Origin of the sequence: Brucella lupini (assembly GCF_002252535.1) — a bacterium.
Lineage (GTDB): Bacteria > Pseudomonadota > Alphaproteobacteria > Rhizobiales > Rhizobiaceae > Brucella > Brucella anthropi.
In genome coordinates this window covers 44,145-62,102 of the sequence record NZ_NNRN01000035.1, presented here as the reverse complement: position 1 = coordinate 62,102, position 17,958 = coordinate 44,145, and the positions used below count along the sequence as shown (strand labels likewise).

Sequence of the window (17,958 nt, the reverse complement as noted above, 5' to 3'; positions counted from 1 at the left end):
GGGTCAGTTCTCAGTGGCAATCAACAGTGCAGGGGAGCGATGAAGAAGAAGCGGCTCTGACGCTTGGCGCCAATGCCTGGCAAACCTTCTTCTATGTCACCTTGCCCAATATCAAATGGGCTTTGCTCTATGGTGCGGTGCTTTGCAATGCGCGCGTGATGGGAGAGTTTGGGGCAACGTCGGTCGTTTCGGGTGCAATCCGAGGCAAGACCAATACGCTGCCGCTTCAGGTGGAACTACTGTTCAATGACTATAATGTCGCTGGTGCATTCGCTGCGGCTTCGACGCTCGCTTTGATCGCTCTTCTGACACTTGTCTTGAAGGTTCTGCTTGAACGCAGGCAAGGTGCTTAAATACAAAAGAGCTGGAGCGGTTCCATTTTGACTGGAACCGCTCTCACGGTCACGCTGCTTGGGAAAGCGTGTTGGCTACCGGTTCTCTGTGAAGAGAGGATGCAAGGATAATCCCTTCCGGCAAGCGACTGAAACCACTTGCTACGTTGATATGGCCGGCATGGCCGAGATCGACAAATCCCGATCCCCAAACGTGCGAAAGGGCTTCAGCTTTGGCAAAGCTCATATATTCATCGTTGCGGCTTGCCACGACGATGGAAGGGAAGCCCAGCTCATGGCGCGGCAGCGGGGCAAAGCTCTGGAAACGGCTGTCCTTGCGGGCCATAGTTTCCGCGTCGGCAGGTGCAACGAGAAGGGCGCCCGCCACATGTGCTGCCGACGGTCGGCTGGCCAGATGTGCGACCAGTGCGCAGCCGAGACTATGGGCGACCAGAACGGCGCCCGGATTTTCGGCGAGTTTGGCTTCGAGTGCGTGCATCCAGTCGGATAGCACCGGATAGTGCCAGTCGTCCTGTTCGACGAGCAATGCTGACGGATCGTCATGCAACCATTGGCGCTGCCAGTGGCCTGCTTCCGATCCCTTGTAGCCGGGGATGATCAATGTCGCAGGCATGCGTTTTTCCTCTTGGATAAAGCCTTGGGAGGGCGTTTAATTTCGCAATTCGTTCCGTTTGCGAAACTGGTTCCAAGATAGGCGGCCATGGCCGCCATTTTAAGGAAAACAAATTCAAATTATGGCGTGCTTTGTGAAAAATATACTCCGTCGTTGATCTGCATCTATTTTCGCTGTTTATCGTTCCAGCGCAGGAGAAACTGGGATTTCTCGAAGACCAGCACGACCACAAGCGACATCGCGAACGGAATGAGCAGGTAGAGCAGACGGAAGACGATCAGCGCAGCCAGAACATCAGCCTGATTCATATCCGGCAGGCCAGTCAGGAAAACGAGTTCCAGAACACCAAGGCCGCCCGGAGCGTGCGATATCAGGGCTGCAGAGAATGAGACCAGGAAGATGCCAAGAATAATGAGGAAACCGGGATTGCCGGCCTCTGGCAAGGCAAAATAAATGATACCAGCGGCACCGATCAGCTCCAGCGGTGCGACGATGAGCTGCTGCACCACAACCGACAGCCGCGGATATTCCAGACGGAAACTGCCGATCTGAAGCGGACGCAGGCGCAGCCAGCTACCGAAGACATAAAGCAGTACGAATGCCAGCATCAAAAGCGCAATGACGATGGAGACGGTTGGTGTCAGTTCCTCGTTGAAGCGCATGAGAATATGCGGCTCCAGCAGGAGAACGACGCTGGAAGTAATGACAACACCAAGAATGAATGTGAATGAACAGAAAGCGATGAGGACGGCGATTTCGCTGCCGGGCATGCCTTGAGAAGAATATGCCCTGTAACGCACGACCGCACCGGAGACGACTGAAGCGCCAATATTGTGCGACAGCGCGTAGGTGGTGAAGGAGCAAAGCGCGATAAACAGCCAGGAAATCTTGCGTCTGAGGTGCAGCAGCGCGATGCGATCATAACCAGCAAGCGAACTGTAGGCCAGAAGTGCTGAAGCCGCCGCGAGCGCCCAATGATGGGCGCGGATGGCGTAAAGACTGTCCAGAACATCATCGAGCGAAATGCTGCGAAGTTCGCGATAGAGAAGCCAAGCCGAAATACCGACTGCGCAAATGCCCACGACCGGCCAGATGTAATCCTTTGCTTTCATCAACCGGTCACCATGCCTTCATGCTTCATATCATCCCCTTTTTTGCCCATGATATCGGTCGACCCATCTCCCGATATTATCCCTAATGCGTCGGCCTGAAATTCGTTTTCCTCTGAAACGGTTTCGGTATTTTGCTTCTTGATCTCAGTTCCGATTGCCTTTGCCATGGCTGCTGCGATTTCTTCTTCTCCCAGAATGACAAAATCTGCGCCAAGATCATGCAAATATTGTGCTTCTGCCTTTGAACAGGCCCGCACGACGATGCTGATTTCCGGATTGGCGGCTCTGGCCAATGCCGTCACCCGCCCAGCTTCGAAAGCGTTGGGTATTGCAATAACCAGGTTTCGAGCCGTTACCGGATTGGCCGCCTTCAGTATATCTGAATCCGAGGCGTTCCCTGTAATAACCTGGATGCCTTTATCCTTGAGCGAGGCGCTGACTTTCGACGAATCCTCAATGACGAGAAAAGGCGTCTCTGCCTGCAATCCTGCTGCGATCCTTTCGCCGATCTGGCCGTAACCGACGATAATCGTGTGTGCGGTCAGTAAAGTCTGCGGCAATGGCTCGGGCTCAGAAATATTGAGTTCGGCACTGGTGTTTTCACCGGCTGACGTTTCGCTTTTGCTTCGCTTTTCGATCCATGGTCGCATCTGTTCTGCGACAATGAACATGACCGGATTGAGGAAAATCGAGAGGATTGCGCCTGCGAGAATGAGGTCGCGTCCGGCTGGCGGGAGGAGATTAAGGCTGACGCCCAATCCCGCAAGAATGAAGGAGAACTCACCAATCTGCGCAAGGCTCGCCGAAATGGTGAGCGCTGTGCTGACAGGGCGACGGAAGGCGCGCACGATGAAGAATGCTGCGACCGATTTACCGATCAGAATGATGGCGAGCGTTCCGAGCAGGGGCAGCGGATCGCGAAGTAGACTCATCGGGTCGAACAACATGCCAACAGAGATGAAGAACAGCACTGCGAAGGCGTCGCGCAAGGGGAGGGACTCTTCCGCGGCTCGATGGCTGAGTTCGGATTCGCTCATCACCATGCCGGCGAAGAATGCGCCCAATGCGAAGGAAACGCCAAACAGATGGGCTGCGCCGAAAGCGACGCCCAGCGCAATGGCGAGCACACCAAGACGAAACAGTTCGCGAGAGCCGGTCTGAGCAACGACGTTCAGAAGCCACGGTATGACCTTGCGCCCGACGATGAGCATCAGGGCGACAAACAAAACAACCTTGGCAATGGTGAGAAGGATGATGCCGCCAATTCCGAGGCCAAGCCATGAAACGATAGGATCACTCGCTGCTGAGCCTTCTGCACGACCGGTTACACTGGCGACTGCCGGAAGCAACACCAGTGCCATGACCATGGCAAGGTCTTCGACGATCAGCCAGCCTACTGCGATGCGTCCACGTTCGGTGTCGATCAGGCGGCGCTCTTGCATGGCGCGCAACAGGACGACGGTACTGGCGGTCGAAAGTGCGAGGCCAAAAACCAGACCCGCCTGTACATCCCAACCAAGGGCGAGCCCAAGGCCCGTGCCGAGGGCTGCGGCTGCCGCAATCTGCGCGAGCGCGCCGGGTACTGCTATGGCTTTGACGGAAAGAAGATCTTTGAGGGAAAAGTGCAGGCCGACGCCGAACATCAGCAGGATGACGCCAATTTCGGCTAGCTGCAGAATCAGATCCTGATCTGCGACGAATCCGGGCGTGTGCGGGCCAGCAATGACACCGGCCAGAAGATAGCCGACGAGGGGGGAGATTTTCAGGCGGGTGGCTATCGCACCGAAGATGAAGGCCAGGCATAACCCGATGACGATTGTCGCTATCAAAGGCGTGTCATGGGGCATCAGGTGCCTTCCCCCTCTGGCTTTTCAATTGTGTAAGTGGGAGCCGGGCAAGGTTTGAGCCTTGCCCGGCAAGCGGGCTATTTCTGCGCTGCGGCGCTGTCTTCAATTGCCTGATGGGCTTCCTTGCGGTGCTGCCACCAGTTGCCGAGCAGAAGCAGGATCGGAGCGGCGATGAAGATCGACGACGATGTAGCGATAAAGATACCGAACAGCATCGGCACGGCAAAATTATGAACCGCGCTACCGCCCCAGATTGCCATCGGGAGCATACACAGGAACGTCGTCATCGATGTGTAAACACAGCGGACGAGCACCTGATTGATACTCATATCGACAATCTCGCGTAGCGGCTTTGATTTATAAAGACGCATGTTTTCACGCATGCGGTCATAAACCACGACCTTATCGTTTACCGAGTAACCGATAGCGGTCAGAAGCGCTGCGATAGCTGTCAGGTTAAAATCGAGCTGGAACAGCGCGAAGAAGCCGACCATCTTCGTGGTGTCGAGGATAAGCGTGATGATTGCGCCCATCGCAAAGAACCACTCGAAGCGCCACCAGAGATAGATGAGCATGCCGAGTGCCGACAGGATGACGGCGATGAAGCCTGAACGGGCCAGTTCACCGGAGACTTTCGGGCCGACGACTTCTGTCCGCTCGATTTTCACACCTGGATCAAGCTCGGTCACGGCTTCGCGCATCTTGTTGACAGCAACTGTCTGCGCTTCCTCACCACCTTCCTGACGCTGGACGCGGATCAGGACATCATTCGGGCTACCGGCTGACTGAAGCGCTACTTCGCCAAGACCCAGTGCGCCTAGCTTGGCGCGAAGTTGCGCCAGATCGGCTGGCTGTGACGTGACGATTTCCGCCTGAATGCCGCCCTTGAAGTCAATGCCGTAATTCAGTCCCGGTTTGAAGAACAGACCAATGGACAGAATAGACAGCACAATCGAGACGCCAATGCCGATGAAGCGCGCATTCATGAAGCTGATATTCGTCTTCTCAGGAACGAATTTCAGGAACGGCTCGATGACGAGCACCTTCAGCTTACGCTTGCGAACGTACCACGCCATGACCATGCGTACCAACGTCACATCAGTGAACATGGAGATCGCGATACCGAGCATCATGGTGATCGCAAAGCCGCGAACCGGGCCTGTGCCGAAGGTGAACAACAGCAAGGTCGAGATCAGGGATGTAACATTCGCATCCACAATGGTGGAGAAGGCGCTATGGAAGCCCTTGTCCAGCGCGGCCATGGCTCCGAGGCCGCGTCGCGTTTCTTCGCGGATACGTTCATTGATGAGAATATTGGCGTCAACCGCGATACCAATACCGAGAATAATACCGGCGATACCGGGCAATGTCAGCGTTGCGCCAATGAGGCTCAAGGCAGAGAAGGTGAGCAAGGTGTGGAGCAACAGCGCCACGTTGGCAATCGTGCCCCAGACGCCATAAAGGAGCTGGATGAAGACCGCGACGAGTACGAAGCCCACGATACCTGTAATCAGACCCATCTTGATGGCATCGCCGCCAAGGTCCGGACCGACTGTGCGTTCTTCGATAACGGTCAGCGGAGCGGGCAGGGCGCCAGCGCGCAGGAGTGCCGAAAGAACAACTGTGTCCTGAACCGTAAAGCTGCCGGAAATCTGGCCCGAGCCGCCGGTGATCGGTTCACGGATGACCGGGGCGCTTAGCACCTTGCCATCGAGCACGATTGCGAACGGACGATTGACGTTTTTCGTCGTAATGTCCGCGAACTGGCGTGCACCGAGGCTATCGAAACGGAAAGACACGATCGGCTCGTTGGTGCGCTGGTCGAAACCTGCACGCGCGTCGGTGAGACGCTCGCCGGAAAGGGCGATCTGATCCTCGATCGGGTACTTGATGTTCGGATCCTTGGAATCCGGCATGATGGTCACGCCCGGAGGCGGCGCATCGTTCGGATTGGCATCGGCGACCATATGGAAGCTCATTTTCGCCGTGCTTCCGAGAAGCTGGCGAAGCTGCGCCGGGTCTTGAAGACCGGGAAGCTGAACGACGATACGGTCCGAGCCTACGCGCTGGATGGACGGTTCTGCAACGCCGACCTGGTCGACGCGCTGACGGATGATTTCAAGGCTCTGCTGAAGAGCGGCATCAAGACGATAGTTGAAACCTGCCTCGGTGAGGGTCAGGCGTACCTGATTGTCGTTCGAGGCAACATCTATGTCGTTGATCGCCGTACCGAAACCGCTGGTATTGACCTGCGAAATCAACGTGCGAAGTGCAGTTTCCGCCTTGGAACGCTGGTCCGCATCAGGGATGGTCACAACGACCGCATCGCCGACAGCACGGATCGACTGCGGCTGGATGCGTTCGGCACGCAGCTTGCTGCGGGCATCGTCAAGCAGAGAGCGCAAACGGTCTTTCTTCAGGCTCGCTGCATCGACTTCGAGCACGAGATACGAGCCGCCGCGCAAGTCGAGGCCGAGCGTGACCTGACGCTTCGGGAACCAGGACGGCATTGCCTCAAGTTGCTTTTGGGTGAAAAAGTTGGGCAAGGCAATGATAACGCCGATCGCAACGATCAGGCTATAAAGCACAACCACCCATTTGGAAGTACGCATGGATTAAGGTTCCGGTTGGTACGCCCCAATTGCCACTCATCAAGCAGCGGTGCGGGCATCGTTTGTAATGGTGTCAGGATTGGTTAAAGCCAATCTTCGAGGATGGCATATTATGCGCTTTTAGGAGGCGCACGGGCAGAGCCAAAATGTCTCTGCAAAACTGCGAGGCGCTGGAAATTCAACGCCGCTTTGGCTGCTGCCGACTTTGGAAGAGCAAAAGCCACTGCCGCCACGGGCAGCGCTGCTCCGGTGCCATCAAGGTAAACAGCTTTGATCTTGGCTGCGATCGCTTCGATCAAGATCGCCCGCATGGGCTGCGGCGAGGGGGTGGATTGCTGGCGAACAGGGGTTGTCGGAGTGCCTTCGACCTGTCTTGCCACGATGCCGCCGGAGTGACCACGGGCAACATCTTCGTCCGGCGTTGAAAAATCCACGGCAAACAGAAAAGCCGTAAACGACAGAACGCACGTAACGAACAGCATGAAACCATGCCGCTTGTGCTGTTCCGTGTTTTTCATGCCCTTCATCAAATCGCCAAGACTTTCTTTAGAGTCTATCCGTGGAGTTGAGCCAGCTTTTCACACTCATTGCGAATCCTCATTAATCATTTGTGTTCGCACGAACAAGGAAATACTGGCATCAAGGCTCGTCTTATACGTTATGGGTCCGCTTCCTGCGCACCGTGAAATCTTGTAGACGGCCTACGCCTTGCATCCGTTTTAGGGCGCTTTATGTTGAAACCATGTCTTGTTTAACGGCAGAATTGAATTGGCATATTCATCGACGTTTCGTGTTCTTGCATTTTCTCTTCTGATCGGCGTTCTGTCGCCGGGTGGCATTGCGCCTGCCTTTGCGCAGGATAACAAGCCCTCGACTCCGCCGGCGGCACAAACTGCGCCCGCTGCCGCTCCGCAAAACGACTCAGCCCAGCAAGCGCCCGCTGCCACCGATCAGCAACAGGCACCAGCGCCTGTTTCCAGCGTTGTTCAGCAACAAAAGCCTGTCATCAACGATCTGAAGCAACAGACGAAACGGATCAGTGATCAGCTTCCCAAGGCCACTTCGAACGATGAAACGCTGGCCAATCTCAAGCTCCAGCTGGACTCTCTTTCAAAGAAGCTTCTGGATGCTGGCGTTTCATTCCGTCCGCGTCTGACCGAAATCAATACGCGGCTGGAACAGCTTGGCCCCGCACCCTCCGGTGATCAGCCGCCAGAACCGGCAATCGTCAGTGAAGAACGCGCGCGACTGACCGCCGAAAAGGTCGAGATCAATGCCATTGTCGGCGAGACGGAAGACACATCGCTTTCCGTCAATCAGATGTCCGCAAAGATCGGCGACATGCGCCGAGACCTTTTTGCACGCACACTTTCACAACGCGTGAATCTCGATACGACGCTGGGTACAGAGGTTGCTTCGGCTGCCAGTAACCAGATGGTTTCACTCTGGCGCATCGTTCAGTCGTGGTGGCGTTTTGTAAGTACGTTCAAGCTCAAGTCATTTCTCGCTGCCGCGTTTTTTGCGTTTGCGGCGGCGCTGGTCATCCAGCTGGGTGCAAGGCGCGTCCTCGGAACGCTCTATCAACGCGATCCAACGATCGAATCGCCCTCCTATCTAAGTCGCCTCTCAGTGGCTTTCTGGTCTACGGTTATACCGTCCGCAGCCGTGGGCGTTTTTCTGGCGACGACTTACTTTTTAATGAACTATTTCAACGTTTTGAGAACAGATATTGCCGCTCTGATTCAGTCGCTGTTTCTCGTTCTGGGGCTCGTTTTCTTCATTCATAGACTGGCGTCTGCCTGTATCAGCTCGGATATGCCGCAGTGGCGACTGGTTCCGGTCGCACCACGTCCAGGACGCGTGTTGGGGTTGCTGATAACTGCCACGGCGCTGACAAGCGGGCTCGATTCTTTCTTCGGAAAGGTCAACCAGATTTTGTCATCGCCTCTGTCGCTGACGATGGCGAAAAGCCTGCTTGCCACGGTGATGGTCGGCGTTCTGATTCTGGCGATTGCGTTTCTGAAACCGGTTGAGCGCGAAAAGGATGGCGCTGTCCGCTCATGGCCGCGCGCATTCAGAACATTTCTGATCATATTGGGGCTTTTACCCATTCTAACCGCGCTGTTTGGCTATATCGGTATGGCGCGCTTCATATCTCAGCAGATCGTGGTGACGGGCGCATTTCTGGTTACGATGTATATGGGCTTCCTGACTGGGCGTGCAATTTCCGAAGAGCAGGCTTTCGCATCCAGCCAGATTGGCAAGGCAATGCGAGAGCGGTTTCATTTCGACGACGCAACCCTTGATCAGCTTGGCCTTGTGGCGGGCATATTGATCAATCTCGTCGTTGCCTTGATCGGCATTCCGCTTGTTTTGATGCAGCTCGGCTTCCAGTGGGCCGAACTTAAAAGCACCTTCTATCAGTTGATGACCGGCTTCCAGATCGGCAATATTTCGATCTCGCTCATGGGACTATTGACCGGCGTGCTGCTGTTCGTGATCGGCTATCTTCTGACGCGCTGGTTCCAGAACTGGCTCGACAACAGCGTTATGGCGCGCGGGCGGGTCGATTCTGGTGTACGCAATTCAATCCGCACAGTCATAGGCTATGTTGGCCTTTGTCTTGCCGCTCTGGTCGGTGTATCGGCAGCCGGGTTCAATATGTCGAACCTGGCCCTTATCGCCGGTGGTTTGTCTCTCGGTATCGGTTTTGGTCTCCAGAATATCGTCCAGAATTTTGTTTCTGGTCTCATTCTGCTCGCCGAACGTCCGTTCAAGGTCGGCGACTGGGTAGAAGCCGGCACGGTCAGCGGTATCGTCAAGAAGATCAGCGTGCGCGCAACGGAAGTGGAAACTTTCCAGAAGCAATCGATCATCGTGCCGAATTCGACGCTTATCAACGGTAACGTCGGCAACTGGACGCATCGCAACAAGCTCGGGCGCATCGATATCAATGTGCAGGCCTCTTATACGGAGGAGCCACGCCGGGTCCACGCGCTGCTTCTCGAAATTGTTCGCGGTCATCCGTCGATCTTGAAGAATCCTGAGCCGTTCGTTTCGTTTCAGAACATGAACGATTCATTGATGATTTTTGATATCTACGCTTATGTGGCCGATATTACAGCGACGGGTGGTATCAAGAATGAGTTGCGATTCCAGATTGTCGAGCGCTTCCATGAGGAAGGATTACATCTGTCGTCTACCAGGACTGATCTGGTGCTCAGTGTGCCTGAAATCGAAAAACTCTCCGATCTGATGCAGAAGGAGAAAGAGCCGTCATCATCAGCCAAGAAGAAAAAGGCCGTGGCAGAGAAGCCGGAAGTCGACGAGGATGCCGACGACCGGGCTTGATGAACGTTTCGTTCAGTTGCAGTTCAGTTTTGTCCGCTTATAAAGGGGATGACAGAGGGCAATAGGGCTCTTGCGACATTGGACATATCGCGGCGGGAGCGATGGAAAGGTCGGGACGGTATGAACAGAAATCAGGCCAACAGCTTGGGGAAGCTCGTTCTTGGTGCAGCAATCGGTTTTGCGGTTTCGGCTGGCAGCGCCTACGCCGCGCAGATTTCCAATAATGATAGCGGCCCTCAGACGATTGTCGTTACGGAAGGCGCTTCCAAGCGCGAAATGATTGTCGCGCCCGGTGAAACTGTTGAATTCTGCGCCTCGGGCTGCTTTGTAACGTTTCCGAACGGGGACCGCGAAGCGTTGACCGGCGATGAAACGATCACGATCAGTGGTGGCAAAGCCACGTTGAAATAGTTTTCCCATTGCGAAATGTGAAAAGCCGAGGTGTTGCCTCGGCTTTTTTGTATGGAAAGTGTCTCGGTCAGCTGCGAGGCTTGAGGTTTTCCGGATCGTAGAGAGGCTTGTAACCTATCGAAAGCACTTCAACCGGATAAGTCTCACCGAAATATTCCACATTCAGCTTGCGACCTTCCTGACAATAGGCCCATGGCAGGTACGCGAGCGCGATGTTCTTGCCAATCGTCGGGCCATAGGCGACTGAGGTCGTGAAAGACCGGCGGCCAAGTTCGTCAATGAGTGTTTCTCCGGTATCCAAATCCTGTACTGGCATGATGCCGACAGGATACCTGGCCACACCTTTCGAATCGACATTGTCGGTTATGACCAGCGTGCAGAGCATGGCAGGCTGATGCTCGCGGGCGCGATATTCCACATGCTTTGCCTTGCCGCGGAAATCCGCCTCCTTGACCTTCGGGCGAGCAAGATCGGCTTCGAGAAGGTTATACTCGGTCAGCAGATCGGCATTCTGCAGGCGTAAGCTCTTTTCCATGCGACGCGTGTTGGCATAGGTCTCGACGCCTACCGCAATTACGCCGGTGGAGCGAAGCGCATCCCAGACGGCAAGGCCGTCTTCGTAACGCATATGCAATTCCCAACCCTGTTCACCGACATAGGAAATGCGGAACGCGGTAACATCCTTGCCCGCAATCCGGATTGGCTTGATGGCAGCGAAGGGGAAGTTTTCCGCATCAAGACCTTCAGGTCTCTCAACGACCTTCTTCAGGTTCTCGCGCGCATTCGGACCCCAGATGCCGATGGTGACGTATTTTTCCGTCACATCGGTGATCGTAACGTCAAAGCCCTTATCTTCGGCCACGCGGCGCATATAGTGGAAGTCGCGAGGTCCGGCATCGGCACCATTGATCATACGGATGCGGTCTGCCATGCGGATTACCGTGAAGTCGGCCCGCACCATGCCTTCGTCGTCGAGGAAGTGGGTATAGATGCCCTTGCCGATATTGGCATCGCCGCCGATTTTAGCTGCACAGAGCCACTCCATCAGCTCGACATGGTCGGGGCCTTCAATGTCGTACATGGCGAAGTGCGAGAGATTGATGATACCGCAATTTTCGGTCAGTTCGAGGTGTTCGGCATTGGAGACGCGCCAGAAGTGGCGGTTATCCCATTCGTTTTCGCGCACCGGTACGCGATCACCATATTTTTCGAGAAGGTGTTCATTGGCGGCATAGCCGTGCGCGCGTTCCCAGCCGCCAAGCTCCATGAAATGGCCACCGAGTTCGACTTCGCGTTCATAGAATGGTGAGCGGCGGATATTGCGGCCCTTGGAGAAGGGTTCACGCGGATGAACCGCCGGATTGTACACCTTCATCGCCGTTTCCGTGCAGCGATCCCAGATGAACTGCTCGGTCATCTGATGCGGGTAGAAACGGGTATAGTCGACGGCGTGATGATCAATGGACGTGCGACCGTCGGTCATCCAGTCGGCAATGAGCTTACCCATGCCGGGACCGTCCTTGACCCAGATGGCGACTGCATACCATAGGCCGCGCACCTTCTGGCTTTCGCCCATGGATGGGCCGCCGTCGGTCGTGACCTGCAGGAAGCCGTTGAAGGAGTGGCTTTCATTGTAGCCAAGCTCGCCCAGAATGGGCGTCAGCTCGATGGCGCGCTCAAGCGGTTCGAGAATCTGGTCCATCTCAAGATCGCGCTGTGATGGCGAGAGACGTGCTTCATGCTTTTCCAGAAGGTCACGCGGATGGCACAAGCGCGGGTTCTTTTCTTCGTAATAACCCCATTCGATCTGGCCGCCTTCGGCAGTTTTCGGATCGCCGGTGTCGCGCATATAGGCGGAGTTACCCTGATCGCGCATGAGCGGCCAGCCGATTTCCTTACCGGTGCCTTCAAACTCGTTATAGGGACCGAAGAATGTTAGCGGATGGTCAATTGGCATGACTGGCAGGTCTTCACCAACCATTTCGGCAATCAGACGTCCCCAAAGGCCAGCGCAGATGATGACATAGTCAGCTTCGATGGTGCCGCGATGCGTGACGACACCCTTGATGCGTCCGTTTTCGACGATTAGCGACTGGGCCGGTGTGTTGGCGAAGCTTTGTAGCTTGCCTGCAGCTTCAGCCTGATCAATCAGCTTGCCGGCGACGGTCTGCGAGCGCGGAATGACCAGACCGGCATCGGGGTCCCACAGGCCGCCTTGAACCAGGCTTTCCTCGATGAGCGGGAATTTTTCCTTGATCTCTGACGGTTCCATCAGGCGAGCACGAGTGCCGAAAGCTTTACCCGATGCGACCTTGCGCTTGATTTCGTCCATGCGGGCATCGTCACCGACGCGCGCTACCTCGATGCCACCGACGCGGGCGTAATGCCCCATCTTTTCATAGAAATCGATGGAGTAGAGCGTTGTCCAGCACGACAGGAAGTCATGGCTGGTCGCATAGCAGAAGTCCGATGCATGGGCAGTAGAGCCGATGTCGGTCGGGATACCCGATTTGTCGATGCCGACGATATCGTCCCAGCCGCGCTCGATCAGATGGTGTGCCACCGAGGCGCCGACGATACCGCCAAGCCCGACGATCACAACTTTTGCCTTCTTAGGAAACTCTGCCATTTTATGCGTCCCTAGAGCATTTCCAGCAAAAGTGCGTAGCGGTTTTGCGTCGGATAATGCGTGAAAAAGATGGATAGAGCGGCTCCAACGACTCCGTATTACCTGAAACCGCTCTCGTTGGTATTTGACAAAACCATAGTCGTTGCCCGGTCGCGACATTTGCCTTTATACGACATATTCGCAGCGTCAGACGACTGCATCGCAGCTTCTGGAAATCCCGGAAGGTTGAGCATCGGCTGTCCTGTTCGCGACATATCCAACAATCCTGCATCCACAGATGGTCGGTCTGTAGAACTGATTCCGGAAAAGCCTGTATGGTTTTGATTTTATTCTGAAAGCTGACAGTAGTGGAGCTGCTCCATTCAAGATGCAGCTCTATCTTTCTTTAGTGTCGTGCTTAAGCGGCGATGAGCATTTTGCGCTCGGCCCGTTCCTGTTGCGGCGAGCGTCCGTATAATTCCCGATAGCATTTGGAAAAATGCGACGCCGAAACAAAGCCACAGGCGACGGCGACCTCGACCACAGGCATGGACGACTGCAACAATAGATGCCGTGCGCGATCGAGTCGAATTTCCAGATAATAACGTGCCGGAGACCGGCCCATCTCCTGTCGGAAAAGACGCTCCACCTGACGCCGCGAAAGACCAATCGTATGGGCTACATTGATCAGTGCCTGCGGCTCTGAAAGATTGGCTTCCATCATCTCGATGATGGTGAGCACCTTGGAGTTCTGAATGCCGAGACGGGCCCGCAGCGGCAGGCGCTGGCGATCCTGTGGGCTGCGGACACGGTCGGTCAGTGCCTGTTCACAGATCTTGTTGACCAGATTGGCGTCGAAATCATCTCCAATCAGCTTCAGCATCATATCGAGAGAGGCGGTTCCGCCCGCGCAGGTGTAAAGGTTGCCATCGACCTCAAAGAGATCGGCATAGACCTCGGCCTTGGGAAAGGCTTCCGAGAAACCAGGGAGATTTTCCCAGTGAATGGCACAGCGTTTGCCAGATAGAAGCCCGGCCGCGGCCAGTATATGGGCGCCGGTACAAAGTCCACCGACTGCCACGCCGCGATTATATTCCTCACGCAGCCACGCAAAGACCGACTTGTTTCTGAATTCTTCCACGTAGACGCCGGAACAGACGAATACCATTGAGGGCCGCTGCTCGCGCTGCAGGAAACGTCGCTCATCTTCCAGCGATGCATTGACGGCGCATTCCACACCGTTGGATGCGGTCACCGGTTTTCCATCAACCGATGTCAGTCGCCATCTATAGGCGTCATAACCCAGCATCCGATTTGCAATGCGCAATGGCTCAATGGCCGTTGCGAATGCAATCATCGAAAAGTTTGGAACCAGGAAAAAGACAATAGACCGCTTAACCGATGAAGCTTGGATCATGCCCGATCGTTCCCATTCTCGAAAGGCTCTGGCTGCGGTTCCCGACGCAGTTGAAGCCTTGTGTCTCCGTCACGACTCCGGGTCTTTTGGGCCCGGTTTTCTCCGGTCGCTTTCAGACCGGCAATCTTGCTGCGTTGGCCCGGATTCGCAGGGGGAGGGCGATGGCGCAAACAAGATAGTGTTCTATTGAGACACAGAACGGGTAGGTTGCAAAGTGCGGCTAAATGCCTGCCGCGAAAAGGTATTTTAATGTCGGGAAATTGAGGGCGGATCGCATGACCGCCCTCAATTGGCTTTACTGCCCACGCTTGAACTCTGCTGTGTTTTTGGCGATGCCCGGCAGACGATCATCAACGTTTGGCCAGCCGATATCGTGCAATATGTGTTCAGGTAGCGATTCCAGCACACGACGGCTGCGTTTCACCCGACGTTCGTACGACCAGGCTTCGATCTGTTTTTGCACTTCGGAGTAAAATGCCAGAAACCATGACTGTGCGTTCGCAACGGATGACGTTGATGTAAAGCACACGACTGATGCCCGGCCGTTGGGAGCGGATTGGCATTGAACGGTCATTTTCTCTCTCCTCATTCAGGAAGTTCGGTTGATACGCTCGCTGCAGCTCTGCTTGTTCGTGTCCTCAATGTGCATTCTGCTTGACGTTCAATCAAACGAAATATAGAAAGGCTTAAGATCAGAAAATTTGAACAAAGAGTGGAAAACGGAGTCCGTCATGACAGCGCCCGTTCAACATCCCCTTCCGATGCTCGATATCGATGTGCTGCGCACATTTGTGGCAATTGCCGATACGGGAAGTTTCTCCTCTGCTGCGAACGCGGTGTTCCGCACGCCCTCTGCCGTTTCGATGCAGATCAAGAAGTTAGAGGAGCAGATTGGTGTTGCAGTTTTCGATCGGGACGCACGCTCGGTTACGCTGACCAGCGATGGCGAGATTCTGCTCGGATATGCGCGTCGTCTTCTGGCTCTCAATCGAGAGGCAGTCTCGAAATTTGTTGCGCCCACAGTGACCGGAGTGGTTCGGCTTGGGTCGCCGGATGATATCGGCGAATGCGTATTGCCGCTTGTCTTGAAGCGTTTTGCCGAAAGCCATCCGGGCGTAACAGTGGATGTCGTGATCGACCAGAGTAGCAATCTGCGCAAGCGGCTCGATGAGCGACGGCTCGATGTTACGCTGATCAACATGTCTCATACGATACTAAACAAAGGCGATGTGGAAGTTCTGCTGGATGAGGAACTCGTCTGGGCGGGTGCCAAGTGTGGTACGGCTTATCGTCGGGAGCCTCTGCCTCTTTCGATTTGGGAAGAAGGATGTGCCTGGCGCGGCAATGCGCTTGAAGCGCTTGAGACTAGCGGCCGTCCTTACCGCATTGCCTATATGAGCTCACATTCGACAGGACAGCGGGCTGCGATCATGGCTGATCTTGCCATTGCGCCATTTGGTAAAACGCTATTGAGCGATGGAATTGTCGCTCTGGGGCCGGAACATGGTTTGCCCGCTCTGGGACGTTATCAGCTGGGTATAATTGTGAAACCGGAAGCCGGGCCGCACATTCAGGTCGTTGCTGACCATCTGCGGAATGTTTTCGAAGGTTATCGCCGTTCCGGCCGGTTTGAGACTTTTCGTTCCAGCTGATGACAGATCACAGTTTATTGGGGCGGGAACTAATGCATTCTCTTGCCAGCGAAAAACGCTGCGCTAGATTTCTTTTGTGACAGCCGAGTGAATCGGCTTCACCGCCAGATGCCGGGCAGGGGCTTCGTATGTGGCGGGAGGCATAACTGGTTTGAATAGACTTGGAACTCTATGCACCTACCCCTGAAGGGGGAGGATTGCACATCCCATTGGAGAGACTGTCATGAAGCTGACCCGACTTGTCCCAGTTGCTATCGTTCTCTGCGCATTCACGCTTGCGTCCTGTGCAAATACTGTACGCGGCGTTGGCCGCGACGTAAAAGGCACCGCTAATGCGGTTCAGGAAACAGTAGAATAAGAGAATAAATGGCCCGGGTTTCCCGGGCCTTTCCTTTATGGAACCAGAAAATAGCTGACGGTTATGTGCTTGTCTGGTCGGGTTTTATATTCAATCTCGGTGGTAGCGATACCGTCATGAGGTATTGTGATGTTCGCATTTTGCAACAAGGTAGCAATGCGTTCATTGGGTTCAGCGCCACCGAACCACATAACGAGTACGGGTGATGTCAGGTGAGCTCTGGCATCTGGCGTTTCGGGATGAACCACACGCAACGACGAATCAAATAGTCTGAAATTGCCCGGTATCTGTGCATTGTCCGTCAAGATCGTCTTGAACGGGCCTTTCGCCTGCACTTCCTCGTAGAAATGACGATAATCGAGCTGACCGTAAGGCGGAGAGCTGGAGCCATAGGTCAGGTAATAGCTTAGCACCGGTGGGACGATAAGAGCTACGACAGCGCTCACGACAGCGAAGTCGATCAAGGCCCGGTTTCCGGTCCTGTAACGAGCAAAAAGGCTCGCCATCAGTGCCGGAGTGAGGAACAGAACGGGCTGCAGCCAGCGATCTTTCACGTTATTTGCGCCGGTGGCGATAACGCCAACGAGAACAATAACCAGTCCGACTAGGATCAAGAGCCGCAGGAATTTCTCGCCGGTGGTCAGCGGAACGGAGGGGGCGGTTTTCTTCTGCCAGTGAATGAGTGCGATGATACCCGCGATTGCCAGGGCAAGGATCGAGAACAGAAAGGCTGCTTCTATCAGGCTCTCGACGCCCATCAGCCGGTCGAAGAAGACATTGCCGGAAGCGCCGATTTCAAACTTGCTCGCGCGCGCCATGACGCTGGATTTGTGTGCGAACATCCAGAGCGCAGTTGGTCCGAAGCAGATGGCGAATGCCAGAATCGTAACGAAACTCAGCTTGGAGAGCAGTATCCGGCGGTATTCGGGAATGAGAAGTCCTGTCATGATCAGCATGATCAGGAAGAATGAGGCATTGAATTTGCCCAAGATAGCTGCAGCCATCGCGATGCCTAATGCGGCGGCAGAGACGACACTGCGCCTGCGCATATGCCAGGCAAAGGCCAGGAAGGCCCAGCCACAACCGGCGGTGCCTGCAACTGAATGGGTCAGGGCGCGTTGTGATTCCCACCCGATTTGCGGGATGAGAAACAGACCAAGCATACCGGCTGACGCGACGATGCGCGAAAAACCGAGCAGTCTCATAGCGCCGTAAACGCTTAGGAACAAGCTTGCAAGAATGCTGAATTTCACGATCTGGAGTGTGAGCATCGATGTGCCCAGCACCGATGCAACCAGATTGGTAATCCAGGTATAGAGAGGGGGTTGTGATCCGCCATACCCCCAGTCCAGGTAGCCAATATTGGCCAACTGCTCGGCGTCATCAAGGCCTGCGCCGTTGGAAACAACGGTGACGAGAATGGTTTGGAACGCGAAATAGCACAGCACAAAAATTACAGCCAAAGGCAGACCGAAAAGTTTCTTATCGGCAGTGGAAACAGCGGTGGCTGGTCGTTGTGCAGTCAAATTCATTGCCCTGAATAAAAATCACCTGTGTAGCAGGCTTCATTGGAAGCGCTCTGCATTTCACAGGATTATGTCCGGATTTCAATCGAACAGCTCTA

At 54.9% G+C, this 17,958-nt stretch carries 14 protein-coding genes; 5 read left to right on the top strand and 9 right to left on the bottom strand.

Going from position 1 to position 17,958, the window contains the following annotated elements:
* A partial coding sequence (locus tag CES86_RS05535; protein WP_143851070.1) for an ABC transporter permease subunit occupies window positions 1–353 on the top strand: 353 nt, incomplete at its 5' end.
* 49 nt (window positions 354–402) lie between these two features.
* Here CES86_RS05535 and CES86_RS05530 read toward each other — a convergent pair.
* From CES86_RS05530 to CES86_RS05510, 5 genes are all read right to left on the bottom strand, one after another.
* Complete coding sequence (locus CES86_RS05530) at window positions 403–966, bottom strand: alpha/beta hydrolase (RefSeq protein ID WP_029928945.1); 564 nt, start codon at window positions 964–966, stop codon at window positions 403–405.
* A 164-nt stretch (window positions 967–1,130) separates the two neighbouring features.
* Entirely contained in the window at window positions 1,131–2,078 is a 948-nt protein-coding gene (locus CES86_RS05525) for a lysylphosphatidylglycerol synthase domain-containing protein (protein ID WP_012091840.1), read from the bottom strand.
* The gene (gene ybaL, locus CES86_RS05520) at window positions 2,078–3,925 is read right to left on the bottom strand and encodes a YbaL family putative K(+) efflux transporter (protein WP_029928942.1); all 1,848 of its coding nucleotides are present in this window, start codon (window positions 3,923–3,925) and stop codon (window positions 2,078–2,080) included. The genes CES86_RS05525 and ybaL overlap by 1 nt, the downstream gene beginning before the upstream one ends.
* Window positions 3,926–4,002: 77 nt before the next feature.
* Window positions 4,003–6,537 (bottom strand): protein translocase subunit SecD, encoded by a 2,535-nt coding sequence (gene secD / locus CES86_RS05515; RefSeq protein ID WP_012091842.1) that lies wholly within the window; start codon window positions 6,535–6,537, stop codon window positions 4,003–4,005.
* A 110-nt stretch (window positions 6,538–6,647) separates the two neighbouring features.
* Entirely contained in the window at window positions 6,648–7,064 is a 417-nt protein-coding gene (locus CES86_RS05510) for a hypothetical protein (protein ID WP_010659823.1), read from the bottom strand.
* A gap of 241 nt (window positions 7,065–7,305) precedes the next feature.
* Here CES86_RS05510 and CES86_RS05505 point away from each other — a divergent pair, with 241 nt between their 5' ends.
* Both CES86_RS05505 and CES86_RS05500 read left to right on the top strand, forming a co-directional pair.
* The gene (locus CES86_RS05505; protein ID WP_094513835.1) at window positions 7,306–9,888 is read left to right on the top strand and encodes a mechanosensitive ion channel family protein; all 2,583 of its coding nucleotides are present in this window, start codon (window positions 7,306–7,308) and stop codon (window positions 9,886–9,888) included.
* 120 nt (window positions 9,889–10,008) lie between these two features.
* Entirely contained in the window at window positions 10,009–10,299 is a 291-nt protein-coding gene (locus CES86_RS05500; RefSeq protein ID WP_010659825.1) for a hypothetical protein, read from the top strand.
* A gap of 67 nt (window positions 10,300–10,366) precedes the next feature.
* Here CES86_RS05500 and CES86_RS05495 read toward each other — a convergent pair whose 3' ends face one another.
* From CES86_RS05495 to CES86_RS05480, 3 genes are all read right to left on the bottom strand, one after another.
* Entirely contained in the window at window positions 10,367–12,928 is a 2,562-nt protein-coding gene (locus CES86_RS05495; RefSeq protein WP_094513833.1) for a GcvT family protein, read from the bottom strand.
* Window positions 12,929–13,325: 397 nt separating this feature from the next.
* Window positions 13,326–14,324: a GlxA family transcriptional regulator gene (locus CES86_RS05485; protein WP_012091847.1), complete on the bottom strand. Its 999-nt coding sequence runs from the start codon at window positions 14,322–14,324 to the stop codon at window positions 13,326–13,328.
* Window positions 14,325–14,619: 295 nt separating this feature from the next.
* Window positions 14,620–14,898, bottom strand: coding sequence for a DUF1127 domain-containing protein (locus CES86_RS05480; RefSeq protein ID WP_029928934.1), 279 nt, complete (start codon window positions 14,896–14,898; stop codon window positions 14,620–14,622).
* 157 nt (window positions 14,899–15,055) lie between these two features.
* Here CES86_RS05480 and CES86_RS05475 point away from each other — a divergent pair, with 157 nt between their 5' ends.
* Complete coding sequence (locus CES86_RS05475; protein ID WP_012091849.1) at window positions 15,056–15,976, top strand: LysR family transcriptional regulator; 921 nt, start codon at window positions 15,056–15,058, stop codon at window positions 15,974–15,976.
* A gap of 223 nt (window positions 15,977–16,199) precedes the next feature.
* Window positions 16,200–16,334, top strand: coding sequence for an entericidin A/B family lipoprotein (locus CES86_RS05470; protein ID WP_010659830.1), 135 nt, complete (start codon window positions 16,200–16,202; stop codon window positions 16,332–16,334).
* 35 nt (window positions 16,335–16,369) lie between these two features.
* On the opposite strand, the gene CES86_RS05465 is transcribed toward CES86_RS05470, so the two are convergent.
* A complete protein-coding gene (locus CES86_RS05465) occupies window positions 16,370–17,866 on the bottom strand; it encodes a glycosyltransferase family 39 protein (RefSeq protein WP_029928931.1) in 1,497 nt (498 codons plus the stop codon).
* Window positions 17,867–17,958 lie beyond the last annotated feature (92 nt).